This is a genomic window from Streptomyces sp. NPDC002104 (assembly GCF_053593795.1).
Window position 1 is genome coordinate 17,584 of the sequence record NZ_JBSFDF010000015.1, and the last position, 24,071, is coordinate 41,654.

General features: G+C 73.1%; 19 protein-coding genes and 1 pseudogene. 8 read left to right on the top strand and 12 right to left on the bottom strand.

The features are described from left to right. The first annotated feature begins 81 nt into the window (after positions 1-81). The gene (locus tag ACWCP2_RS15660) at positions 82-264 is read left to right on the top strand and encodes a hypothetical protein (RefSeq protein WP_030156886.1); all 183 of its coding nucleotides are present in this window, start codon (positions 82-84) and stop codon (positions 262-264) included. Here ACWCP2_RS15660 and ACWCP2_RS15665 read toward each other — a convergent pair. Further along, positions 257-1,663: an NCS2 family permease gene (locus ACWCP2_RS15665; RefSeq protein WP_450909114.1), complete on the bottom strand. Its 1,407-nt coding sequence runs from the start codon at positions 1,661-1,663 to the stop codon at positions 257-259. The genes ACWCP2_RS15660 and ACWCP2_RS15665 overlap by 8 nt on opposite strands. A 136-nt stretch (positions 1,664-1,799) precedes the next feature. Here ACWCP2_RS15665 and ACWCP2_RS15670 point away from each other — a divergent pair, with 136 nt between their 5' ends. Then, positions 1,800-2,099 carry a DUF2530 domain-containing protein gene (locus ACWCP2_RS15670; RefSeq protein ID WP_450909115.1) on the top strand — a complete coding sequence of 100 codons (300 nt, stop codon included), beginning with the start codon at positions 1,800-1,802 and terminating at the stop codon, positions 2,097-2,099. A gap of 235 nt (positions 2,100-2,334) precedes the next feature. Next, entirely contained in the window at positions 2,335-4,812 is a 2,478-nt protein-coding gene (locus tag ACWCP2_RS15675) for a cation-translocating P-type ATPase (RefSeq protein WP_450909116.1), read from the top strand. Between the two features lie 77 nt (positions 4,813-4,889). Here ACWCP2_RS15675 and ACWCP2_RS15680 read toward each other — a convergent pair whose 3' ends face one another. Continuing rightward, positions 4,890-6,080: an MFS transporter gene (locus ACWCP2_RS15680; protein WP_450909117.1), complete on the bottom strand. Its 1,191-nt coding sequence runs from the start codon at positions 6,078-6,080 to the stop codon at positions 4,890-4,892. Positions 6,081-6,168: 88 nt separating this feature from the next. Here ACWCP2_RS15680 and ACWCP2_RS15685 point away from each other — a divergent pair, with 88 nt between their 5' ends. Next, positions 6,169-7,152, top strand: a complete 984-nt coding sequence (locus tag ACWCP2_RS15685) for a DUF5937 family protein (protein WP_450909118.1) — start codon at positions 6,169-6,171, stop codon at positions 7,150-7,152. A gap of 3 nt (positions 7,153-7,155) precedes the next feature. On the opposite strand, the gene ACWCP2_RS15690 is transcribed toward ACWCP2_RS15685, so the two are convergent. Together ACWCP2_RS15690 and ACWCP2_RS15695 are read right to left on the bottom strand one after the other, a co-directional pair. After that, the gene (locus ACWCP2_RS15690; protein WP_450909119.1) at positions 7,156-7,944 is read right to left on the bottom strand and encodes a hypothetical protein; all 789 of its coding nucleotides are present in this window, start codon (positions 7,942-7,944) and stop codon (positions 7,156-7,158) included. Positions 7,945-8,009: 65 nt separating this feature from the next. Further along, positions 8,010-11,273: a sacsin N-terminal ATP-binding-like domain-containing protein gene (locus ACWCP2_RS15695; RefSeq protein WP_450909120.1), complete on the bottom strand. Its 3,264-nt coding sequence runs from the start codon at positions 11,271-11,273 to the stop codon at positions 8,010-8,012. A gap of 121 nt (positions 11,274-11,394) precedes the next feature. Here ACWCP2_RS15695 and ACWCP2_RS15700 point away from each other — a divergent pair, with 121 nt between their 5' ends. Further along, entirely contained in the window at positions 11,395-11,979 is a 585-nt protein-coding gene (locus ACWCP2_RS15700) for a TerD family protein (protein WP_450909121.1), read from the top strand. Between the two features lie 41 nt (positions 11,980-12,020). On the opposite strand, the gene ACWCP2_RS15705 is transcribed toward ACWCP2_RS15700, so the two are convergent. The 3 genes from ACWCP2_RS15705 to serC all read right to left on the bottom strand — a co-directional run bounded on the left by ACWCP2_RS15705 (position 12,021) and on the right by serC (position 15,176). Then, positions 12,021-12,656 (bottom strand): class F sortase, encoded by a 636-nt coding sequence (locus ACWCP2_RS15705; protein WP_450909122.1) that lies wholly within the window; start codon positions 12,654-12,656, stop codon positions 12,021-12,023. Beyond that, complete coding sequence (locus ACWCP2_RS15710) at positions 12,649-13,704, bottom strand: hypothetical protein (RefSeq protein WP_450909123.1); 1,056 nt, start codon at positions 13,702-13,704, stop codon at positions 12,649-12,651. Before ACWCP2_RS15710 ends, ACWCP2_RS15705 begins: the two co-directional genes overlap by 8 nt. Positions 13,705-14,057: 353 nt before the next feature. Continuing rightward, complete coding sequence (serC, locus tag ACWCP2_RS15715) at positions 14,058-15,176, bottom strand: phosphoserine transaminase (protein ID WP_450909124.1); 1,119 nt, start codon at positions 15,174-15,176, stop codon at positions 14,058-14,060. A gap of 95 nt (positions 15,177-15,271) precedes the next feature. Here serC and ACWCP2_RS15720 point away from each other — a divergent pair, with 95 nt between their 5' ends. Both ACWCP2_RS15720 and ACWCP2_RS15725 read left to right on the top strand, forming a co-directional pair. Then, positions 15,272-18,307 (top strand): FAD-linked oxidase C-terminal domain-containing protein, encoded by a 3,036-nt coding sequence (locus ACWCP2_RS15720; protein WP_450909125.1) that lies wholly within the window; start codon positions 15,272-15,274, stop codon positions 18,305-18,307. Positions 18,308-18,354: 47 nt separating this feature from the next. Then, the gene (locus ACWCP2_RS15725; protein ID WP_450909126.1) at positions 18,355-19,353 is read left to right on the top strand and encodes an EamA family transporter; all 999 of its coding nucleotides are present in this window, start codon (positions 18,355-18,357) and stop codon (positions 19,351-19,353) included. Here ACWCP2_RS15725 and ACWCP2_RS15730 read toward each other — a convergent pair. The 4 genes from ACWCP2_RS15730 to ACWCP2_RS15745 all read right to left on the bottom strand — a co-directional run bounded on the left by ACWCP2_RS15730 (position 19,341) and on the right by ACWCP2_RS15745 (position 22,640). Then, complete coding sequence (locus ACWCP2_RS15730; protein ID WP_450909127.1) at positions 19,341-20,084, bottom strand: hypothetical protein; 744 nt, start codon at positions 20,082-20,084, stop codon at positions 19,341-19,343. The two genes, ACWCP2_RS15725 and ACWCP2_RS15730, sit on opposite strands and share 13 nt — an antisense overlap. Before the next feature lie 101 nt (positions 20,085-20,185). Continuing rightward, the gene (locus ACWCP2_RS15735; RefSeq protein ID WP_450909128.1) at positions 20,186-21,094 is read right to left on the bottom strand and encodes a hypothetical protein; all 909 of its coding nucleotides are present in this window, start codon (positions 21,092-21,094) and stop codon (positions 20,186-20,188) included. 139 nt (positions 21,095-21,233) lie between these two features. Continuing rightward, complete coding sequence (locus ACWCP2_RS15740) at positions 21,234-21,455, bottom strand: hypothetical protein (protein ID WP_450909129.1); 222 nt, start codon at positions 21,453-21,455, stop codon at positions 21,234-21,236. A gap of 39 nt (positions 21,456-21,494) precedes the next feature. Next, entirely contained in the window at positions 21,495-22,640 is a 1,146-nt protein-coding gene (locus ACWCP2_RS15745) for a helix-turn-helix transcriptional regulator (protein ID WP_450909130.1), read from the bottom strand. A gap of 98 nt (positions 22,641-22,738) precedes the next feature. Between ACWCP2_RS15745 and ACWCP2_RS15750 the strand changes: the two genes are divergently transcribed. Beyond that, entirely contained in the window at positions 22,739-23,203 is a 465-nt protein-coding gene (locus ACWCP2_RS15750) for a hypothetical protein (RefSeq protein WP_450909131.1), read from the top strand. A 57-nt stretch (positions 23,204-23,260) separates the two neighbouring features. On the opposite strand, the pseudogene ACWCP2_RS15755 reads toward ACWCP2_RS15750, so the two are convergent. Beyond that, positions 23,261-24,019 (bottom strand): annotated as a pseudogene (locus ACWCP2_RS15755) (HAD family hydrolase). Positions 24,020-24,071: the final 52 nt, after the last annotated feature.

Consider the following 24,071-nt stretch of genomic DNA (forward strand, 5'->3'; position numbering starts at 1 on the left):
ACGTGACTGGTGTCACTCGTAAGGGTGAGTCGGCTCCGGAAAGTGACACGCGTCCCTGCCCTGTGCCCCGACTCTTTCGGCATGGGGACACATGTGCTGAGCATGCGCATAGACGGGGAGCTCCTCGACAGGCTCCGGACTCATGCCGCCAAACGAGGAATGAGCGTCCAGGACTATGTGGTCCGGACGCTCATTCGTGACGATTTCGACGAACGCTTCAAGGCGGCCGTCGACGAGACGGAGAAGTTCTACGGCCTTACGTGAGGCCGAGGGCCGGCATCGCGTAGTAGAAGACGAAGACCGCGGACACGACGTACATCGCCACCGGGACCTCGCGGCCCCGGCCGGTCGCCAGCCGCAGCACGGAGAAGGCCACGAAGCCGATGCCGATGCCGTTGGTGATCGAGTACGTGAACGGCATCATCACCATGGCCAGGAAGGCCGGGACGGCGATGGTGAAGTCGTTCCAGTCGATGTCCCTGACCGAGCCGGCCATGATCAGGAAGCCGACCGCGACGAGAGCGGGCGTGGCCGCCTGCGAGGGGACCATCGTGGCGAGCGGCGTGAGGAACAGCGATACGGCGAACAGGCCGCCGGTCACGATGTTCGCGAGGCCGGTCCTGGCGCCCTCGCCGACACCCGCCGTGGACTCCACGAAGCAGGTGGTGGCCGAGGAGGAGGAGGCGCCGCCCGCGGCGACGGCCATGCCGTCGACGAACAGCACCCGGTTGATGCCGGGGAAGGAACCGTCCGGCTTCGTCAGCTTCGCCTCGTCGCCGACGCCGAGGATGGTGCCCATCGCGTCGAAGAAGCAGGACAGCAGCACGGTGAAGACGAACAGGATGCCCGTCAGCATCCCGACCTTGCCGAAGCCGCCGAACAGGCTGACCTGACCGATCAGGCCGAAGTCGGGCGCGGCCACCGGGTTGCCCGGCCACTCCGGGACCGTCAGGCCCCAGGCGGCGTCCGGGAGCTTGGTGATCAGCTGGACCACCAGGCCGGCGACGGTCATGGCCACGATGGAGATCAGGATCGCGCCGGGGGTCTTGCGGATGATCAGCGTCAGCGTCAGCAGCACGCCGACCACGAAGATCAGGACGGGCCAGCCGTGCAGGTGGCCGTTGCTGCCGAGCTGGATCGGGACCGTGGTGTGCGCGAGGTCCGGCATGCGCGTGACGAAGCCGGAGTCGACCAGGCCGATCAGCAGGATGAACAGGCCGATGCCGATCGCGATGCCCTTGCGCAGGCCGAGCGGGACGGCGTTCATGACCCGCTCGCGCAGGCCGGTGGCGACCAGCAGCATCACCACGAAGCCGGCCAGGACCACCATGCCCATGGCGTCGGGCCAGCTCATGCGCGGGGCGAGCTGGAGCGCGACGACGGTGTTGACGCCGAGGCCGGCCGCGAGCGCGATCGGGACGTTGCCGATCACGCCCATCAGGAGGGTGGTGAAGGCCGCGGTCAGCACGGTGGCGGTGACCAGCTGGCCGCCGTCGAGCTGGTGGCCGTACATGTCCTTCGCGCTGCCCAGGATGATCGGGTTCAGCACGATGATGTAGGCCATCGCGAAGAAGGTGGCGAAGCCGCCGCGGACCTCGCGGCCGATGGTCGAGCCGCGCTCGGAGATCTTGAAGTAGCGGTCCACGGGGGCCGTCGTGCTCATGGGGGTCCTGGTCCTCAGTGGTGGTTTCATACGACGAAAACGGGCCAAGCCCAAACCGTTTCAGTATGAACACATGAACGAAGGGCCGTCTATCTCCGCGCGTAGACCCTGCGCCGACCGGCCTAGACTGGTCCCCATGGCGAAATGGACTGCGACGCACGAGGCCCCCGAGCCCCTGGAGGGCCCGATCGTCGGCACCGTGACCGGCGGCACGATCATCTGGTTCGCCCTTTTCCTCTTTCAGCTCCCCTTCTACGGGTGGTTCGCCGACCGGGGCATGCTGTGGTGGGTCTGGACCTGCGCGACCGGCGGGGTCCTCGGCCTGATCGGCCTCTGGTACGTCCGCGGCCGCGACGCCGCCCTGAAGCGGCACGCGCTCGAGCTGGCCGCCCGGAGCGAAGCCGACCCGTCGGGCCCGGCGCCCCGGGCGGGCTAGCGCCCGGCATTGCCTGCACTGCTCGGGCCGGCGCCCCTGCCCGAGCCGGTCCCCGCGGTCGTGCGGGTCCGCTGTGGCCGGGCGCGCAGTTCCCCGCGCCCCTGATCGGCTGCTTCGCAGCCGCCGGGCTCGCCGGTCCGGAGGGGGTACCCGAGGAGGATCCGGCTCATCCGTAAGTCGGATCTTCGTACTTTTCGGCGGGTGGGTGGGGGAATCGCCCCTTAACGTCGGAACCATGACGGAGCGGGCGCAGATCGAATCAGAGGGACCGGAGCCGACCGGTGGCGGCGGCGCGGCGGCCGCCGGGACCGCCATCGACGCGGGATCCGAGCTCGATCCCGTCCACCCGGTCCGGCCACCCGCACCCCGGTTCAAGCCGGCCGGCCTCAGCACCGCCGAAGTCGCCGAGCGCGTCGCCCGCGGAGCCGTCAACGACGTCCCCGTCCGCAGCAGCCGCTCCACGTCCGAGATCGTCCGCGCCAACGTCTTCACCCGCTTCAACGCCATCATCGGCGTCCTCTGGGTGATCATGTTCTTCGTCGCGCCGATCCAGGACAGCCTCTTCGGCTTCGTGATCATCGCGAACACCGGCATCGGCATCATCCAGGAGATGCGCGCCAAGAAGACCCTCGACGGCCTCGCCGTCATCGGCGAGGCCAAACCCAGCGTCCGCCGCGACGGCCGCACCGCCGAGATCTCCACCTCCGAGATCGTCCTCGACGACGTCATCGAGCTGGGCCCCGGCGACAAGGTCGTCGTCGACGGGCTCGTCGGCGAGGCCGACGGCCTGGAGATCGACGAATCCCTCCTCACCGGCGAGGCCGACCCGGTCCTGAAGAAGCCCGGCGACCCGGTCATGTCCGGCTCGTTCGTCGTCGCCGGCGGAGGCGCCTTCACCGCCACCAAGGTCGGCCGCGAGGCCTACGCCGCCCAGCTCGCCGAAGAGGCCTCCCGGTTCACGCTCGTCCACTCCGAGCTGCGCTCCGGCATCTCCACCATCCTCAAGTACGTCACCTGGATGATGGTCCCGACCTCCATCGGCCTGATCATCAGCCAGCTGATCGTCAAGGACAACAACCTCAAGGACGCCATCGCCCGCACCGTCGGCGGCATCGTCCCGATGATCCCCGAGGGCCTGGTCCTCCTCACCTCCGTCGCCTTCGCCATCGGCGTCATCCGGCTCGGCCGCAAACAGTGCCTGGTGCAGGAGCTGCCCGCCATCGAGGGGCTCGCCCGCGTCGACGTGGTCTGCCTCGACAAGACGGGCACCCTCACCGAGGGCGGCATGGACGTCACCGAGTGCCGCCCGCTCGGCGGCGCGGACGCCTCGTACGTCAAGAAGGTGCTCGGCGCGCTCGGCGAGAGCGACCCGCGCCCCAACGCCAGCCTCCAGGCGATCATCGACGCCTACCCCGACAGCGCCGAGTGGCGCTGCACCGAATCGCTGCCCTTCTCCTCCGCCCGCAAGTACAGCGGCGCCAGCTTCAGCGAGGGCGACGGCGAGAACAACACCTGGCTGCTCGGCGCCCCCGACGTGCTGCTCCCGGCCGGGGACCCGGCCCTGGAGGAGATCAACGAGCTCAACGAGCAGGGCCTGCGGGTCCTCCTGCTGGGCCGGGCCGCCCGCGAACTCGACGACCCCGCCGTGGCCACCGGGGTCAGGCCCACCGCCCTGGTCGTCCTGGAGCAGCGGCTGCGCCCCGACGCCGCCGACACCCTGCGCTACTTCGACGACCAGGACGTCAAGGCCAAGGTCATCTCCGGGGACAACGCCGTCTCGGTCGGCGCGGTCGCCGGCAAGCTGGGCCTGCCCGCCGCCGAGAACACCGTCGACGCGCGCACCCTGCCCTCCGACCAGGCGGAGATGGCCGAGGTCCTCGACAAGAACGCCGTCTTCGGGCGGGTCACCCCGCAGCAGAAGCGCGACATGGTCGCCGCCCTCCAGTCCCGGGGCCACACGGTCGCGATGACCGGCGACGGGGTCAACGACGTGCTCGCGCTCAAGGACGCCGACATCGGCGTCTCGATGGGCTCCGGCTCCGAGGCCACCCGGGCCGTCGCGCAGATCGTGCTCCTCAACAACAGCTTCTCCACCCTGCCCTCGGTGGTCGCCGAGGGCCGCCGGGTCATCGGCAACATCACCCGGGTCGCCACCCTCTTCCTCACGAAGACGGTCTACTCGGTGCTGCTGGCCGTCCTGGTGGTCTGCTCCCAGGTGGAGTACCCGTTCCTGCCGCGCCACCTGACGCTGCTGTCCACGCTGACCATCGGCATCCCCGCCTTCTTCCTGGCCCTCGCGCCCAACAAGGAGCGGGCCAAGCCGCACTTCGTGAAACGCGTGATGCGGTACGCGATCCCGGGCGGGGTCATCGCCGCCGTTGCCTGCTTCGTCACGTACGTGATCGCCCGCCACCACTACTCCGGCCCCGACGCCCTCAAGGCCGAGACCAGCGCCGCGACGCTCGCGCTGTTCCTGACCTCGATGTGGGTGCTGGCGATCATCGCCCGCCCGTACACGTGGTGGCGGGTCGGCCTGGTCGGCGCGATGGGGCTGGCGTTCCTGATCGTGCTCGTCGTGCCCTGGCTGCAGGAGTTCTTCCAGCTCAAGCTGGAGGGCGCGGTGATGCCGTGGACCGCCGTCGGCATCGCGGCCGTCGCGTCCGTCCTGATCGAGTTCACCTTCCGGTGGGTGGACCGCAGGTTCCCGGCGTAGGGGCCACCCCCGCGGTTCACTACGGCTTGCGGCGGCTGCTCGGTGATCACCCGGTGTGGGTCGAGCCCCTTTGACCCTCATGCCGCCAGGTCGAGGTCCTGCTCCCGCCGGGCCGCGATGCGCGTGCGCAGGCCCAGGATCGCCGCCGCGGCGAGCAGGCCCGCTGCGAGGGATCCCCACCACAGGGCCGCCGGGCCCACTCCGGTGTACAGGGCGACGCCCAGGGTGAGGGCGGAGAAGCGGGCCACGCCCCAGGTCCAGCTGAAGGCGCCCTGGTAGCGGCCCCGGGCATCGGCCGGAGCCAGGTCGGCCACCACCGAGGCCGCGATGCCGGCCACCGCCACCTCGCCGAGCGACCAGACGACCACCGAGACCACGTACCCGGTGACGGAGTCCGCGATCCCGGTCAGCGCCACCCCGGCGGCGATCAGGGCGCCGCCCGCCGCCTGCACCGGCAGCTGCGGCAGTCCCGCCAGACGGGCCGTCGCGAACGGCTGCAAGGCCACCACCAGCACGGCGTTAACCGCCGCGAGGGCCCCGTACACCGCCGGCGAGAGGCCGCTGTCGCGGACGGCCAGCGGCAGCGCCACCTCGGTCAGCGAGTACACGAACAGCTGGATGCCGAGCAGCGGGAGCAGCAGGAGCATCAGCCGGTCGCGCAGGACGACCCCGTAGCCCAGCCCCGAGGCCTCGGCGGGGGCGGTGCGGGCCGGCTCGCGCAGCCGGGTCGCGACCACGGTCGCGTAGACGAGGGCGGAACCGGCGTCGACGGCGAAGAGCAGCCAGTACCCGTGCGCGGCGAGGAACCCGCCGAGGACGCCGGCGACGGCCGTCCCGATGTTCACGCCCCAGCCGAACAGTGCGTACGCCCGCTGACGCCAGCCGGTGTCCACCGAGTCGGCCAGCAGTGCGTACGCGGCGGGCCCGACGGTGGCTCCGGCGGTGCTGAGGAGCAGCGCGGAGGCGGCCATCGTCCACAGCCCGGGGGCCAGGAACAGGGCGCCCTGGGCGACGGCGGAGCCGATGAGCCCGATCAGCATGGTCGGGCGGCGGCCGATCCGGTCGGCGAGCAGTCCGCCGAGGGCCGGGCCGAGCAGGTGGCCGGCGCCCAGCGCGCCGAGCACGAAGGAGATGTCGGAGCCGGTGATCCCCCGGTCGGCGAGGAGGAAGACCAGGAACGGGGTGACGAGGTAGCCGAGCCGGTTGACGACCGTACCGGCGAACAGGGTCCAGACGAGGGGCGGGAGACCGCGGAAGGAGGAGGGCATGACAGGAGCCTGCGGGGGGACGGCCGCGGTTCCCATTGATTAAGGTGGGGCCGAATCCAACGGGCGGAGCGGCGGGGGTACGCAGGCCATGGAATACGAACTCAACTTCTCGGCGGCCGACTTGGCGCAGACCCGCTTCGCGGTGTCCCCGATGTGGGAGGTCGTCACCAGCTTCCGGCTGCTGAACGCGGAGAGCGATCCGCCGCTGCACCGCCGCTGGGCCGCCCAGGTCCGGCCCCGGCTGGTGAGCGCGGGCCTGGACCGGGGCTGGCTCGCCGCCCTGATCCCGGGCGGCGGCTACCTCGCGGACTTCCTCAACCCGACCCCGGCCGGCCCCTTCCCGGAACTCACCGCCGAGCTGGCGGCCATCCGCGCGAGCAGCCCGGAGAACGTGCGCGCCGACCTGGACACGATCGCGGGCAAGCACCGCCCGGCGACCCGCCTGAGACTGCTCCACGAGGACCCCGAAGCCGTACTGGAGAAGGTCACCGACGAGATCCAGACCTACTGGGAACTCGCCCTCGCGCCCTACTGGCCCCGGATCCGCCAGCTCCTGGAAGCCGACGTGTTCCACCGGGCCCGCCAGGTCGCCGAACACGGCTCGGCGCACGTCCTCAACGAGCTCCACTCCACCGTCAGCTGGGACGCCGGCACCCTGCGCATGGTCCGCCGGGCCTGCGCGCTGACCCGCGCCCAGACCGGCCCCGGCCTGCTGCTGGTGCCCTCCGCCTTCGCCTGGCCCCGGGTCCTGACCCGCTCGGTGGCCCCCGAGCCGCTCCAACTGGCCTACCCGGCCCGGGGGATCGGCACCCTCTGGGAGCCCCGCGCCAGCAAGGCCACCGACGCCGTGGCCGCCGTACTGGGCCGCTCCCGGACCCTGCTGCTCGCCGAGCTCGACACCCCGGCCTCCACCACCCAACTGGCCCGGCACAGCGGCCTGTCCGCCGCCGCGGTCTCCCAGCACCTGACGGCGCTGCGCGACGCCGGCCTGGTCACCGGCCACCGCGCCGGCCGCTCGGTGCTGTACGCCCGGACGGCCATCGCGGACGCGCTGCTCACACCGGTGGGGTGAGCGTCACCAGAAGATCTCGTAGGTCAGGACCGCGCCGAGGGCCAGCACCGCGCCCGCGCAGAGGCAGGCGGCGGTGTACTTCAGCACCACCGGGAGGAGGGGGCCCGGGACGGCCGTGCGGTAGGGGCGCAGGGGGTCGTGGACCACGTGGAGGGTCGGCGTCTTGTGCTTGCGGGTGTGGTGCCTGTACGTCACACCGTCCATCGCGGTGAACTCGTACCAGGGGCCAGGGCGCCCCAGCGGGTCGATGGCGCGGACGGCCTGCACCGTGATGCCCCGCCGGGCCAGGGCCACCCGCGCGGACGTGTGGTGGCCCACGACGGCGAGGGCGGTCAGGCCGAGGAGGATCGGGATCCCGTTGAGGGCGACGGCGATCGCGACGGACGCTCCGTGGGTGGCACCGGCCCAGATCGTGTAGCCGGCGTAGGCGAGCACGACGGCGAGCGGCCGGACCAGGGACCTCCGCATGCTCAGGACCGGCTCCCCGCCGGGTATGGACCCGGTGGTGACCAGCGCGCTGCCGGCCGGGTCCCGGTCCCGCGGAAGGGCCCGGGTGAGGGCGGCGGCGAAGGCCGCGGCGGCGGTCGGGTTGCCGCCGTGCACCCGGTGGGCGGCGCCGTCGGTCAGGACGACCTCGACGACCGACTCGCCCCCCGCGCGGGCCTCTTGTACGGCCGCGAGGGGGATGAGGGTGTACCGCGGCCCCTGCTGGATCCGCAGATGGCCGGCTTCGAGGGTGGCCGTCGTGCCGCGCCCGGCACCGCGACCGATCAGGACATGGGAAGAGGACATGCCCGCATGATCCCCGAGGCGGCCGAATGGTTGTACGGGCGCCTCGGGAAGGGGGAGAAGGCGGCCTAGTCGAACCAGCGGTCCCGGGCCAGTTCCGCCGTTCGCGACGGGTCCTCCAGCAGGGCCGCCACTTCGAAGCGGCGCGGCCACTGGCCCGCCGCCCAGGCCAGGGCCGCCGCGACGCCCTCCAGTGTGGAGGCGTGCAGGGTGCCGTCCGGGGTGCGGCGCCAGTCGAGCTCGGTGCCGCCCGCCAGGAGTTCCTCGTGCTCCACGTAGCTCTTCGGGGTGGCCGGGCCCAGGAGCTGGTGCACCGATTCGGGGACCTCGTGCTCCTCGCCCTCGGTGGTGACCTCCGCCGGGACCGTCTCCGACAGGCGCCGGACCTGGAACAGCTCCGCCAGGTCGGCGGCCCGGGACGGGGCCACGGGGAGGAGCGGGAGGCCGGCCGTCAGGGGGAGCAGGTCCGGGGCGTCCGCGATCAGCGCCTCGGCCGCGTCGACCACGATCACCTCGCCGTCCACGACCGCGCGCAGCTCGTCGGGCAGGGTGACCTGCTCGGGGTCCAGGTCCGCCAGCGCCCCGTACAGGCCGTGCAGTTGGCGTCCGCCGACCTCCCGGTCCGGGTCGGCGAGGCGGCCGAGCAGCTCCGCGGCGCCGCCCGGCTCCTCCAGCAGGGCCGTCACGGTGGTGCGTACGCCCAGGGCCCGCAGGACCTGCTCGTCCTCGAAGCCGGTGGCGTCCGCCGGGGTGTAGAGCCCCGCCAGCAGCGGGTCGCCGCCCGCCGAGCGCAGGCCGGCCGGGCGGCGGCCGTCCAGGACCGGGTGGTCGCGCAGCCACCAGGCGGTGTACGAGCGCACGGACCGGGTGGTGCCGTCCGGGAGCAGGACCCGCACGGGCTGGGTCAGGGCGTCCCGGAAGGGCGGCTGCGCCAGCATGGCCAGGGCCCGGGGCCAGCAGTCGTCGTCGACCAGGTCGAGGTCCCGTACGGCGACCAGCTCGGTGGCGACCGGCGGCACGGGGGTGTCGGGGAGCTGGTCGAGGAGGTCCTCGCACCACACGTCGACGGCGTCGAGCAGACCCGCGTCGTCGGGCTCGGCGAAGTCCCCGTCGCGGGGCTCCAGTTCGTCGGGGTCCAGGACCACGTCGGTGGCGCGGACCAGCTGGAAGGCGGCGAGGACGCCCACGGCGGTGAGGGTCCGCTCGTCCCAGCGCTCCACCAGCTCGGCGTCCACGTACGGGATCTCGTCCTCGCGGACCACGGAGGCCAGCGCGGAGCCGGGCAGCAGGAGTTCGCCGGCCGGGGTCGGCTCGCCGTCCTCGTCGGGCAGGGCGAGCGCTCCGAGCCAGGGCTCGTCGCCGGGGGAGAGCTCGGCGTCGCGGACCAGGCCGAGGACGATGTCGGCGAGTTCCTCGGGGTCGAGGGCGTCCTCGTCCCAGATCTCCCCGGAGTCCAGGGAGGCCGCGACGGCCGCCCGCACCTGCGGGGTCGTCAGGACGGCGCGCGGGCTCGCCGGGAGCGCGCCGAGCTTCTCCAGCAGCGGGTGCACCGCGTCGGGGTGGGCCACCTTGAGCCCGAGCCGGGCCAGGCTCTCGGGGCTGCCCGACCGCGGGGCGTCCGCGCCGGGCAGCAGCAGGTGCCGGGGCCCGATGGCGGTGCGGCCGTCGGCCAGCGGCACGGGGAGACCGGAGAGCCGGTCGGGGTCGACCCCGGCGAGGCTGTCGTAGAGCCGGTACCACCACGCGGGGGTCCGCTCGATGCCCGCGATCCGCTCGATGGCCTCGCCCAGCGGCAGCCGGCCCACGCCCAGGGTGCGCAGTTCGGGGCGGCGCTCCAGCCCGGCCGGGAGCAGGGTCGGCAGCACCTCCGCGAGGACCCGTACGGTATCGGCGCCCGCGCCCTCCACCACCTCGGCCTCGAAGGGGCGCAGGGCGGCCCGCTCCCGCGGCTCGCCCGCCGCGGGCTCGCTCTCCGCCGACTCGCCCTCGGCCGACTCGCCGCCCGCAGGCTGCTCGGGCGGTGCGGCGGGCGCGAGGAAGGCCGTACGGGGCAGGCGCGTCAGGATGGCCCCGCGCAGGGACCCGTCGAGCTCGCCCTTGCCGAGCGGCCCGGGTACGAGGTCCACGAGTGCGGTGCTCACCGGGTCCCAGGAGCCCAGCAGTTCGGCGTACGCGTCGGCCGCGCGCTCCACGAGGAACTCGGTCAGCGGCCCCGGCGCGGGGTGCCGGCGGGTGGTGTCCAGCGGCAGGGTCGCGATGAGCAGCGCGGGGATGCCGAGCGGTTCGTCGGTCGGGGTCGGCGCGTGCACCACGGGGGCCGTCGCGGGGCGGACGGGGGCGCCTTCGGCGTCGACGGGCACGGACCAGGACACCGCCCAGACGGGCCGCAGCCGTTCCTCGACGGGCCGGTCGGCGAGCAGTGCCTTCTCGATGGGGCCGGAGTGACGCACGGTGCGCCAGCGTTTGCTGTCCGAGGCGGAGTCGGCGATGACGGTGTACGGGCCCTCGGCGCGGCGGGTCAGCGTCCGCACGCCCCCGGCCGGTGTGTCGATGACGACCTCGGCGAGTCCGGGCAGGGTCAGCAGCAGGGCGTCGTCCACGGCGGCCAGCAGCCGCCCGGCCAGTTCCTCGGCGGCGGCGTCGCGCAGCGGGAGGACCACCACGGTGTCGTAGCCCTCGGGCGCGGTGCCCTCGGCCGGCAACGGGAGCCGCAGCAGCGGGACGTGGCCGTCGCGGCGGCGCAGTTCCTCGCCGAGTCCGGAGCTGCCGACGGCGGCCCCCCGGGCCAGTTCCCGGGCCTCGGCCAGGGACCAGCGCACGCCGCCGTGCCGGCCGAGGACGGCGGGCTCGTCGGAGACGGCCAGGACGGCGGCGAAGCCGACGCCGAAGCGGCCGACGCTGCCGGAGGAGTCGTCGCGCTTGGCGGAGGCACGCAGGGTGGACAGCGATTCCACGCCGGTGGCGTCCAGCGGGGAGCCGGTGTTGGAGACGGCGAGCAGCGCGTGCCCGTCGGGCTGGTCGGTGCCCGCGTGCAGGGTGAGCCGCAGCCGGCCGGGAACCCCGGCGCGGGCGGCGGCGTCGGCGGCGTTCTGCGCGAGCTCGACGACGAGCCGGTCGCGGTAGCCGCCGAGCGCCAGGTCCTCCTCGGCGTTGGCGTCCTCGCGGAAGCGGGCCGGGCCCGCGCCCCAGGCGTCGAGCACCCCGCGTCGCAGCCGGGCCGTGCCGAAGGGGTCCACGCCGTCCTGGGCCGCCGTCACTCGCACGCTCACGCTGCTGCCTCCAAGCTGTACTGCGGTGTACGGCGCCGTACCGCGTACCGCGCCGTACGGCATCCGCGGAACACCGGATGCCGAGGCCCTGAAGGTATCGCGTACGCCGAGCGGCTCCGCAAACGAACCGGTGTCAGGCAGACTGCATGAGTCGGTATCGCACAGCTATTTGTGAGGATTGCGCATGATCACGCTCACCAAGGAAGACGGCCCCGCGGACCTGGGCGGCGTAACCCACCTGTCCATCGGAGTCTCGTGGGACCCCACCGTGGGCAGCAGCGGCGGCCTGCTGGGCAAGCTCAAGCGGAAGGTCGGCACCGACCTGGACCTCATCGCCATCGCGATGCAGGGTGCGGACCCGGTCCGCCTCGCGGGTCTCGACTCCCTGGACCCCATGGGCAACGGCTCGCTGCTGCACAGCGGCGACAACCAGACCGGCCACGGCGACGGCGACGACGAGACGGTGACCGTGGAGTTCGCCCGGATACCGGGCAACGTCACGTCCATCGTCTTCGTCGCCGCCGCGTACAAGAAGGGCAGTTCCTTCCAGAGCGCCCGCAACATCAGCTTCAAGGTGTACGACGCCACGGGCGGCAGCAGCCAGCAGGTCGCCGACATCTGGCCGAGCCTGCTCGGCACGGACAACGGCTGCGCCGTGGCGAAGGCGATCCGGGACGGGGCCGGCTGGAAGCTCCAGGTCATCAACCAGACCGGGAAGATCAAGCCGGGCGACGAGCAGGCCCTGATGCGCTTCGCCGTCGCCAAGTAGACCCCGGTAGGGGCCGGGCAGGGGCCGGGGCCGGGCCGGGGCTATTCCTTGCCGACGAGGTGGGCGAACACCACGACGTTGGCGTCCCAGTGGCGGTCCTTGGTGAGGTTGCCGCCGCAGGTGATGACGCGGAGTTCGGCCTTGCCGTGGGTGTCCCCGTAGACCTTGTCGGTGGGGAAACGGTCCTTCTTGAAGGTGTCGACCTCGTCCACGGCGAAGACGGCGGTGGTGCCGTCGTCGCGGTGGACCTCGATCTTCTCGTCCTTCTTCAGCTTCTTGAGGTTGTAGAAGACGGCCTCGGGCGCCTGGGGGGTGTCCATGTGCCCGACGATCGCGGCCGCGCCCTTCTCCCCGGGGGTCGGGCCCTGCTTGTACCAGGCCGCGTCCTTGGGCTTGGCGAAGTCGGGCTCCTGCATGACGCCCTGGGCGTCGAGCCCGACGGTGTCCAGCGGGGCGTCGACCTTGATGTCCGGGATCACGATGCGGTCCGGGACGGAGGCGTTCAGCACCGAGGCGGTCTTGGCGTCGGCCGGGTTGTTCTTGGCCGTGCCGTCACCGCCGGAGGCGCAGGAAGTGATCAGGAAGGCCGTGAGGCCGGCGGCGCCCGCCAAGGCGGCCACGCGCAGGGCGCGGCCGCTCCGGCGGGGGGCGTGTTCAGTGGTGGACTGCTCAGCCATTGTCTGCCGCGTCCGAGGGGACCCAGCCGAGCGGGGCCTGGCCGGTGTTCACGGAACCCTTGGGGGTCTTGTGGTGGCTCGGGTCGAGCGGGGCCGGCTTCGGGTTGACCGGGCCGGTGGCGTCGGTGGAGAACTTGACGGTGTCGAACTTCTTGCCGCCCGCGAAGGCGTCGACGCCGTAGTAGCCGGACTTGACGTTCTTGGCGACGACCGCGGTGCCGGTCCAGACGCCCTTGCCGTCGTTCTTCAGGTTGACCTGGCCGCCGAAGGCGTCGGACTTGATGAAGGCGCTCTTCTCGTTCGGCGAGGTCTTGATGGTGACCTGGATCTTCTCGCCCGGCTTGCCGTGGTCCTGGGACAGGCTCAGCGTCGAAGCGCCCGGCGTCGGGGCGGGCTTGCCGTCCTTGACCGTGATCTGGGCGGTGGCCTGGAGCTTCTCGCCCTTGGGGCCGGTGCCGGTGAGGGAGATGCCGTAGGTGCCGTCGGCGACCTTGGCGATCGTGGCGGTGGCGCCGCGCCCGTCGGTCATCTTGACGTTGTTCAGGGCCTCGGAGGAGATCGACAGGTTCGTCGAGCCGTCGGGAACCTCCATCGACATCCGGACGGAGTCGCCCGGCTTGCCGGAGGAGGACGAGACCTTCAGGGCCACCGGGGCGGTCTTGCCGTCCTTGACCGTGATCTGGGCGGTGGCCTGGAGCTTCTCGCCCTTGGGGCCGGTGCCGGTGAGGGAGATGCCGTAGGTGCCGTCGGCGACCTTGGCGATCGTGGCGGTGGCGCCGCGCCCGTCGGTCATCTTGACGTTGTTCAGGGCCTCGGAGGAGATCGACAGGTTCGTCGAGCCGTCGGGAACCTCCATCGACATCCGGACGGAGTCGCCCGGCTTGCCGGAGGAGGACGAGAGCTTCAGGGCCACCGGGGCGGTCTTGGCGTCGGCGCTCGCGCTGCCGTGCGCGGCCGGGGTGGCGTCGGCCGCGAACGCGGCGGTCGGGACGGCCAGGGCCATAGACGAGGCGAGGGCGATCGCCGAGAAGGTAAGTGCCTTGCGCATGGGGTTCCTCCTGAACGGGCCGGGGTTCGTTCCCGGCACACCAGACATGAGGGACATCCTGGGGCGGTTGGTTGCGCCCCTCCGAGGGGCCGGGAGGGCCCCCTGCCGAAGGTCCCGCGGCATAAAGCCGCAGGCGGAGGTGGTGGTGGGGATCTTCCGTTTACGGGCTCTTTGCCCCGATTTTTGGGACCAAGGTCCCGGGATTCCGGGCCGTGCGCGGCACTGCGTCCTTCAGGGCCCGTTCAGGACCGCCTCAGGGTCTGTTCAGTACCTTTCCGTACCTTCCGGCGGCGGCCCGGACAGCGCGAAGCCCCCGGTGACGGGATGTCACCGGGGGCTGCGGAGCGTGTGGGTCAGAGGGCTTCGATCACGAAGTCCACGCACGCGGTGAGCGCCTGCACGTCCGCCGGGTCGATCGACGGGAACATCGCGACACGGAGCTGGTTGCGGCCGAGCTTGCGGTAGGGCTCGGTGTCCACGATGCCGTTGGCGCGCAGCACCTTGGCGACCGCCGCCGCGTCGATGTCGTCCGCGAAGTCGATCGTGCCGATGACGGCCGAGCGCTTGGCGGAGTCCGCGACGAACGGGCTGGCGTACTTCGACGCCTCGGCCCAGCCGTACAGGTGGGCCGCGCTGGCCGACGTACGGCCGGTCGTGAACTCCAGACCGCCCTGGCTGTTCATCCACTCCAGCTGCTGGTCCAGCAGGAAGAGGGTGGAGAGCGCCGGGGTGTTGTACGTCTGGTTCTTCAGCGAGTTGTCGATCGCGGTCGGCAGCGAGAAGAACTCCGGGATGTGCCGGCCGGAGGCGTGCACGCGGGCCGCGCGCTCCAGGGCCGCCGGCGAGAACGCCGCCAGCCACAGGCCGCCGTCGGAGGCGAAGGACTTCTGCGGGGCGAAGTAGTAGACGTCGGTCTCGGTGATGTCCACCGGCAGACCGCCGGCGCCCGAGGTCGCGTCCACCAGCACGAGGGAGCCCTCGTCGGCGCCCGCGACGCGCTTGATCGGCGCCGCGACACCCGTCGAGGTCTCGTTGTGGGTGTACGCGTACACATCCACGCCCGCCTCGGCCACCGGGTCCGGGTGGGTGCCCGGGTCGGAGGAGATCACCGACGGGGCGTCCAGCCACGGCGCGGACTTCGCGGCGCTGGCGAACTTGGAGGAGAACTCACCGAAGGTGAGGTGCTGCGACTTCCGCTCGATGAGACCGGCGGTCGCGATGTCCCAGAAGGCGGTGGAGCCGCCGTTGCCCAGGATCACCTCGTAGCCCTCGGGGAGGGAGAAGAGGTCCCGGAGGCCCTGGCGCACCGATCCGACCAGGTTCTTGACCGGGGCCTGACGGTGGGAGGTTCCGAGCAGGGAGGTACCGGTGGCGGCGAGGGCGTCCAGCGCCTCGGTCCGCACCTTGGAGGGGCCCGCGCCGAAGCGTCCGTCGGCGGGCTTGATGTCAGCGGGAATCTGGATCTCGGCCACGAGCCGAGCGTATCGGGTCCCGGTCCGCGGTCCGGAGCCGCGTCCACCCGATGAGATGACGCGGACGAGCGGAAGGCGGTGGGAGGCTGTCCGCCGTGACCTCACCCGGTGAACTCGAACGGACATTGCGGAAGAACCTGCGCGGGGAGGTCGACTTCGGAGCCGCCGCCCGGGCCCTGACGACGATGGACGCCTCGAACTACCGGCGCGTCCCGGTCGGCGTGGTCAGCCCGCGCGATGCCGACGACGTGGCCGCCGCCCTCGCGGTGTGCGCCGAGGCGGGGGTGCCGGTGGTCCCGCGCGGCGGCGGCACCTCCATCGCGGGCCAGGCGACGGGCATCGGCGTCGTCCTGGACCTCACCCGCCACATGAACGCCCTGGTCTCCCTGGACCCGGCCGCCCGCACCGCCGTGGTCCAGCCCGGCCTGGTCCTGGACCGGCTGCGCGACGCGGCGCGCCCGCACGGGCTGACCTTCGGGCCGGACCCCTCCACGCACTCCCGGTGCACGCTCGGCGGGATGATCGGCAACAACGCCTGCGGGGCCCACTCCGTGGCCTGGGGGACCACCGCCGACAACGTCGCCGAACTGGCGGTGACGGCGTACGGCGGCTCCCCGTACCGGCTCGCCACCGGCTGGGACGGTGCCCCCGCCGGGCTGCGGGAGCTGGTGTCGGGGAACCTGGCCGCCCTGCGCACCGGCATGGCGGGCGGCCCCGCCGACGGCTTCTCGCGGCGGATCTCCGGCTACGGCGGCCTGGACGCGCTGCTCCCCGAACGGGGTGTGGAGGTCGCCCGGGCGTTCTGCGGCAGCGAGGGCACGCTGGGCGTGGTCACCGAGGCGGTCGTACGGCTCGTGGAACGGCCCGCCGCCCCGGCGCTGGCCGTCCTCGGGTACGCCGACGAGAGCGCGGCCGCGGAGGCGGCGGCGGGCCTGCTGCCGTTCGGGCCGCTGACCGTGGAGGGGATGGCCGCCGACCTGGTCGGCCCGGCTGCCGCCGGACTTCCCCGGGGCGGGGCCTGGCTGTTCGCGGAGACGCGCGACGAGGGCGCGGCCCGGGCCCTGCTCCGGGCCTCCGACGCGGTGGACACCCTCCTGCTCACCGACCCGGCGGCGCAGCGGGCCCTGTGGCGGATCCGCGAGGACGCGGCGGGCACCGCGACCCGGATGCCCGACGGGACCATGGCCTGGCCGGGGTGGGAGGACTGCGCGGTACCGCCCGCCCGGCTCGGCGCCTACCTGCGGGAATTCCGCGCCCTGCTGGCGCAGCACGGGCTGCGCGGATCCCCGTACGGCCACTTCGGCGAGGGCTGCGTGCACGTACGGATCGACTTCGACCTGGTCACCGGGCCCGGTGTGGCCCGCTTCCGGGCCTTCTCCTCGGACCTCGCCGACCTGGTGGTCGCGCACGGCGGCTCCCTGTCCGGGGAACACGGGGACGGGCAGGCGCGGGCGGAGCTGCTGCCGCGGATGTACGGGCCCGAGGTGATCGGGCTCTTCGCGTCCTACAAGCGGGTCTGGGACCCGGCGGGCGGCATGAACCCCGGAATCCTGGTCCGCCCGGCCCGCCTCGACGAGAACCTCCGCTTCTCGGTGCTCCCGCCGTCCCTGCCCTTCGCGGGAGAGGTGGCGCGGTGCGTCGGCGTCGCCAAGTGCCGCTCGACGGACGTCGGGGGGCTGGGGGTGATGTGCCCGTCGTACCGGGCCACGGGGGAGGAACGCCACTCCACGCGGGGGCGGGCGCGGCTGCTGCACGAGATGCTCGCGGGGGAGATCGTGACCGGCGGCTGGCGGTCGGCGGAGGTCGCCGAGGCGCTGGATCTGTGCCTCGGCTGCAAGGGCTGTCGCAGCGACTGCCCGGTGGGGGTCGACATGGCCTCCTACAAGGCGGAGTTCCTCCACCACCACTGGGCGGGCCGGCTGCGCCCGCTCTCCCACTACGCCCTGGGCGGGCTGCCGGGGTGGCTCCGCCTGATCGCCGCCCTGCGGCTGGCCGGCCCGGTGAACCTGCTGTCCCGCTTCCTCCGCCTCCCGGGCCTGGAACGGTCCCGGCCCCTGCCCCGGCTGGCCCGGACCCCGTTCACCCGCGGGTGGCGCGCGATGGTCCGCTCCGCGGGGTCAGGTCCCCTACCCGCCCTTCGCCCGTTCCCCGGGCTCCGCCCGGACCCGTCCCCGGGTGCGGCGCCGTTGCCGGGGGCCGGCCCCCGGACCCCCGCTCCTCAAACGCCGGAGGGGCTGGATGGGCCGGCGTGTAAGGCGCGGGATCTGGGGCGGAGCCCCAGGGGGTCCGGGGCGCAGCCCCGGGGAACGGTGGAAGGGCGGGCAGGGGACCCAGCCCCGCAGGGCGTGCCCGGGCCTGGGGCCGGGGCCGTCGTGACCCTGTGGCCCGACACGTTCACGGAGTACCTCGCGCCCGAGGCCGGCCACGCCGCCGTGAGGGTCCTGCGGGCCGCCGGCCTGGAGCCCGTGGTGCCGGCCGGGCGGGTCTGCTGCGCGCTGACCTACCTCTCCACCGGCCGCCTCGACACCGCCCGCCGGGTCCTGCGCCGCACCCTGGACGCCGTGGGCGACCCGCAGGGCCCCGTCACCGTCCTCGAACCGAGCTGCGCGGCAGCGCTCCGCACCGATCTGCCCGCCCTGCTCCCGCAGGACCCCCGCGCACCCCGTCTCGCGGCGGCCGTCCGCACCTTCGCCGAGACCCTGGAGGAGTACGCCCCCCACTGGCAGCCGCCCCGCCTCGACCGGCCGGTCGCCGGCCAGACCCACTGCCACCAGCACGCCGTCCTCGGCGACGGCCCCGACCGCCGGCTGCGCGAGCGCGCCGGGCTGACGGGGGAGCTCAGCGGAGGCTGCTGCGGCCTCGCGGGCAACTTCGGCTTCGAGCCCGGACACCACGAGGTCTCCGTGGCCTGCGCCGAGGAACAGCTCCTGCCGTCGCTGCGGGCGGCGGCGCCGGGTACCGAGGTACTGGCGGACGGGTTCTCCTGCCGGACCCAGATCGCGCAGCTGGCCGGCGGCCGGGCCCGCCACCTGGCGGAACTCCTGGCGGAGGGCCTCCCGGAGGACCGGCAGGAGGACCCGCAGGAGGGGCCGCCGGAGGCCCGGCCGGAACCGGACGTACACGAGATGTAAGGCAAAACACGGAAGCACGCTCCTTACGCACCCCCTAATCTGGATAAATGCCCGCACCCTCCTCACCCACGAGCACCGCTCCCGCGCAAGCGACGGCAACCGTCCCGGCCGCCGCCCCCGCCGACGGCTCCTTCCGGGCCCGCTTCGGCCCGGTCGCCCTGGTGATCACCGCGGGCGTATCGGTGCAGTTCGGTGCCGCCCTCGCCGTGATGCTCATGCCGCGGGCGGGCGCGGCCGGCGTGGTCACGCTGCGCCTCGCCGCCGCCGCCCTGGTGCTGCTGCTCGTCTGCCGGCCCACGGTGCGCGGGTACTCCCGCTCCGACTGGTCGACCGTGGTGTGGTTCGGCGTGACCATGGCCGGCATGAACGGGTTCATCTACCAGGCCATCGACCGGATCCCCCTCGGCCCGGCCGTCACCCTGGAGGTGCTCGGCCCGCTGGTGCTCTCCGTCGTGGTCTCCCGCCGGCTGCTGAACCTGCTGTGGGCCGGGCTGGCGCTCGCCGGGGTGGTCCTGCTGTCCACCCACGGCGGAGGCGGCCTCGGGGGCCTCGACCCGCTGGGCGTGGCCTTCGCCCTCGCGGCGGGCGGCATGTGGGCGGCGTACATCGTGTTCAGCGCGCGGACCGGCCGCCGCTTCCCCCAGGCCGACGGGCTGGCGCTGGCGATGGCCGTGGCGGCCGTACTGTCCCTGCCGCTCGGCGTGATCGAGGCCGGCTCGGCCCTGCTGCGCCCCGGCACCCTGCTCCTGGGCCTCGGCGTGGCGGTGCTGTCCTCGGTGCTGCCCTACACGCTGGAGCTGCTGGCCCTGCGCAGGCTCCCGGCGCCGACCTTCGCGATCCTGATGAGCCTGGAGCCCGCGATCGCGGCGACGGCCGGGTTCCTGATCCTGAACCAGGCACTGTCGGTGCTCGACGCGGCGGCGATCGCGCTGGTCATCGTGGCGAGCATGGGCGCGGTCCGCTCGCAGACGCGCCGGGAGACCCGCCCGAAGACCGGTCCGAAGACCGGTCCGCGGACCCGCTCTCGGAGCCCTCAGCCGAACTGATCGTAGAAGCCGCTCTTGAGCAGGAGCGCCCGCTCCTCGGTCTCCCTGAAGGCGGCGGCTCCGGCCGCCCCCTCCGCCCGGCCGAGGAGCTCGGTCACCCGCGCGGCGAGCCGGTCGGAGTGGGTGTCGGACAGCAGGGACACCGTCGCGAGCGAATGCGTCTTCGCGTCGTGGACCAGGTGCGGATGGTAGAACCGCGAACGGTTCCGGCCGCCGCCCTCCGCCGTGAACCGCGGCCCCATGCGCTCCCACAGCCGCCCGTACTCGACGGAGACCAGCACCTCGCCCCAGAACCGCAGGAAGGCCAGCAGCCGCAGGTCGGCGTCGTCGTGGCCGCCCGCGTCCGCGATCAGTTCGAGGGTGTCGGTGATGGCGCGCCGGGTCGCGGCCGTGGGCCTCGACGCCACCAGGGCCTGCCTGGACACTCCGAGCCGCCGCAGGTCCTCGGTCATGTCCTCGCGGTGCGAGGGCGCGTGCCCCTGTGCACCGGGGTACTCCTCGCGCAGGATGACCCGGGCGATCCGCAGCCCCTCCTCGTCGCGCAGCAGGTCGATGGCCAGGTCGTAGGACGGGGTGAACGCGAGCGATACGAAGCGCCGCTGGAGCAGGAGCGCGGTGAAGTCCTCCTCGGGCAGCCGGGTGATGTCCGCCAGGACCGGATGCCGCTCGAAGCGCTCGATGAGCCCGTTCTCGAACCCGTCCAGCTCGTGCAGCTCGTGCAGGTCGTGCATGGCCGTACCTTTCCGTGGATCTGCAGGTGGGTCTCCGTACGGGACTCCGCGCGGGTCTCCGTACGGGACTCCGCCCGGATCTCCGTACGAAGCCCTCTGGATCACCAGCTGATGTTCCTGAGGGATTCGCGCCAGTCGGCGAGCTCCACGTCGCGGCCGATCTCCCACAAGGTGTCCAGCTCCCGCTGGACCTGCCGTCCCATCGTGCTGTCGCTGCCGTCGATCTCCGTCTGGGCGGAGTCGACCGCGAGCTGGCGGTGCAGGAACGAACTGACCAGAAAGTGCTCGTCGGCCTTGTGCACGGCGATGGACGGCAGGGAGTTGTACACCCGCACCCTGAGCAGCGCCCGACCCGCCGGCCCGACCCCCCGGTGCAGTTCCGCGAGGCCGGCCAGGCACATCTCCACCCGGGCCTTCACGTCCAGCGCGAGGGCGGGGTCCCGTACGGAACGCAGTGCCTCGTCGCGCAGGCCCGCCACGGGGGAGGACGGGTACAGCAGCATGATGCGCACCGGTACGCCGTGGTCCACCAGCGCCTTCTCCAGCGCGGGCTGGAGGTGTTCCAGGTTGGGGATGAAGGTCTGCAGGATGGCCACCTCCTGGGTGGCCCCTTCGACGAATCCGTTGAACTGCATGTCGGGGAACTCCGCGTGCACCCGGATCACGCCGAGGTAGTTCTCCTGCTTGAGCTGCTGTGCGACGGTGTCGATGTCCAGCTTGGCGAGCTGCGTCTGGAAGCTGCTGTCGAGCCGGGCGACCTGCGAACGGAGGGTGTCGTCGAGCCGGACCACATGGGCCTCGACCACGTCGAGCTTGCGCAGGCGGTCGATCTCCAGGAGGAGGAAGACGGTGACCGTGCTCAGGATCAGCAGGGTGACCTTGGGGAGGGCGCCGCCGGGAGCGAGCGCGTCGAGCCATCCGAAGAGGTCCGCGATCAGGACCACGACGCCCGATATGGACATCAGGGCCAGCGCGATGCGCTCCACCCGATAGCGAACGTCGACACTCATGCCGCTCCAGCTCCCGTGCCCCGTACCTCGTGCCCGACGTGGTCGGCGCCGACGGTATACCGACTCCCGTTGTTTCAGGGCGGTTTGGGGTGTGGCGTGGGGAGGGGTGGGGCGAGTTCAGGCCATGACGGGCCGGTGCTCAGCTCCAGATGATGTCGCCGGCCGGGCCGACCGTCGGGGGCGCGACGTCCGCGTGCTGGACGTTCGCCTCGACGCGCGCCGTACCGGTCGTCGTCCCGGGCTTGGTCCCGGTCGGCCGGTCCCCGTCCGGGAAGTCCTGGCCCCAGCCGCCGGCGATGGCCACGCCCAGCGCGAGGGCGCTCAGGGCGGCGGTCGCGAAGTACATCCGACGAGTCGTCATGCGCGGAGCATCCCAGCCGCCCGCGCCGGAGGGAAGGCCTCACCCACAGGTGTGCGAACCGTCACCCACGGTGGTGCCGGTGCCGGTGCCGGTGCCGGTGCCGGTGTCAGTGCCAGTGCCAGTGCCCGTGCCGGTTCCCGTGCCGGTTCCCGTCCCCGCCGTCCCGTAGCGGGCCGCCGTCGCGGCCGCGGCCGCTCCGATGCGGCGGCGCAGGGCCGGCGGGGCGAGCACCTCCGCCTCCGCGCCGAACCCCAGGAACTGTGCCTCCGCGTGGTCCTGCGACTCGATCGGCAGGACCGCCCGGGTCCACCCGGGCCGTTCGGGGTCCGGGGTCCCGGTGGCGGCCAGGGCCCTGGCCTGGGCGCCGCTCAGCCGGGCGGCCGCGCGCGCGGAGACCCGTACCCGCGCCTCCTCCGGATGCAGCCGCTCGTGGAACTCGGCCTGCGCGCGCCGCCAGTGGGCGGCCAGCTCGAAGCCCTCGGGGAGCGCGCACTCCTCGCCGGTCTCGCGCACGGCCAGGATCTGGTCCACCCGGTAGGTGTACGGGGGGCCGGCGGGGGTCGGCGCAAGCGGCTCGGCGGCCGTGCCCGGCTCGGCGGCCGTGCCCGGCTCCGCCGGTGTGCCCGCGACCAGGTACCAGCGTCCCGCCTTCAGGACCAGCCCGTACGGGGCCAGCCGCCGGTCCACCTCGTGGGGCGCCTTCCAGCGCCGGTAGCGGACCTCGACGACCCGCCCCCGCCACACCGCGTCGGCGACCCGCGCCAGGTGCGGGGTCTCCTCGTGCTCCGCGTACCAGCCGGGAGCGTCCAGGTGGAAGCGCAGCCGCATCCGGTCGGCCTGCGCACGTAGCTCCGCGGGCAGGGCGGCGCGCAGCTTGAGCTGGGCGGTGGACAGGGCCCGGCCGAGGCCGAGTTCGGCGGCCGGACCGGGCATCGAGGTGAGGAAGAGGGCCTCCGCCTCGCCCGGGGCGAGCCCGGTGAGGCGGGTGCGGTAGCCGTCGAGGAGCTGGTAGCCGCCGCTGTGCCCGGCATCGCCGTACAGCGGGACGCCGGCGGCGGCCAGCGCCTCCGCGTCGCGGTAGACCGTACGGACCGACACCTCCAGCTCCGCGGCGAGCTCGGCGGCGGTCATCCGGCCCCGGGTCTGGAGCAGGAGCAGGATCGAGAGCAGTCGGCTCGACTTCATGTGCCCTTCACTGACACAGGATGTCAGTGGAGTCCTCCTACGGTTCCCCCGTCAGCACGGAGAACGGCTGTAGAGAACACTCTTCTGGGAGACCGCACATGAACGACTTCGACTTCTTCGTCGGCACCTGGGACGTCACCAACCGCTGGCTCGCGGACTTCCTGGACGCGGACAGCGGATGGGAGGAGTTCCCGGCGGTGTCCCGGTGCACGCGCCACTTCGACGGCGCCGCGAACTTCGACGAGATCGAGTTCCCGACGAAGGGCTTCGCGGGGCTGACCCTGCGCCTCTACGACCCCGAGCGCGAGCAGTGGACCCTGAACTGGGGCAGCCGCCGGACGGGGACGCTCTTCCCGCCCGTCGCGGGAGGGTTCGACGCGGCGACGGGGACGGGAGTCTTCGAGGGCGAGGACACCTACGGGGGCAAGGCGGTCCGGGTGCGGTTCGTGTGGTCGCGGACGGCGACGGACTCCCCGTGGTGGGAGCAGTTCTTCTCGGCGGACGAGGGCGCGAGCTGGGTCCACAACTGGACGATGGACTTCAGCCGCCGGGCGGCCTCCTGAGTCCGGCGCCCGGCAGAGCCGTTGGAGCCGTCGCAGCCCTCGAAGCCGTCGCAGCCGTCAGAGCCGCCCGGGCGGCCCGAGCAGGCCGAGCGGCCCGAGTACCGCGCTCAGCCCGTTCGGCCGCTGCTCGACCGGCAGGTGTTCGACCAGCCGGACCGGGCACCCCAGCGCCGCGGCCCCGGCGTCCGCGACGGCGTCGTCGCCGACCATGAGCACGCGTGCGGGCGCCTCCCCGAGAGCCTCGCAGGCGGCCCTGAACAGGAGGGGATCGGGCTTCTGGACTCCGTGCTCGAAGGACAGTACGTACGCGTCGACGAACCGGTCGAGACCGTGGGCCCGGAAGACGGGGCGCAGGTCCCAGCCGATGTTGCTGACGACGGCGACGGGTACGCCCCGTGCGTGCAGGGCGGCGAGCGTGGCGGCGGTGTCGGGGTAGGGCCGCCAGGCCGCGGGGGTTCAGTGCCGTGCGTAGAGGGCGTCGGCCAGCTCCGGGGAGGGCAGCGGCACCTCCCGGGTGAGGGCGGTGTAGGCGGCCCGGTGCTGCTCGGGGCTCAGGTCCCGCTCCCGCCACAGCGGCTCCAGCCGGGCCGGCAGCCGCCGCGGCGAGGCTCCACCGGGCAGGGCGCCGGCCTCTTCGAGCAGGGCGGCCAGGGCGATGAGTTCGGCCTCGGGCAGATCGGTGCCGCTGTCGGCCACGACCGCGCGCAGCCAGTCCTCGGTGGGCTCGACGCGGAAGAGGGTCCCGGAGAAGTCGAACATCACGGCTTTGACGGCGCCCGGGAGCACGCCTCCGTCCTCGTCCTCGTACACGTCCATGTCCCCGTCCATGTCCCCGTCCCCGTCCCCGTCTCGTCCCCGACTTGAGCTC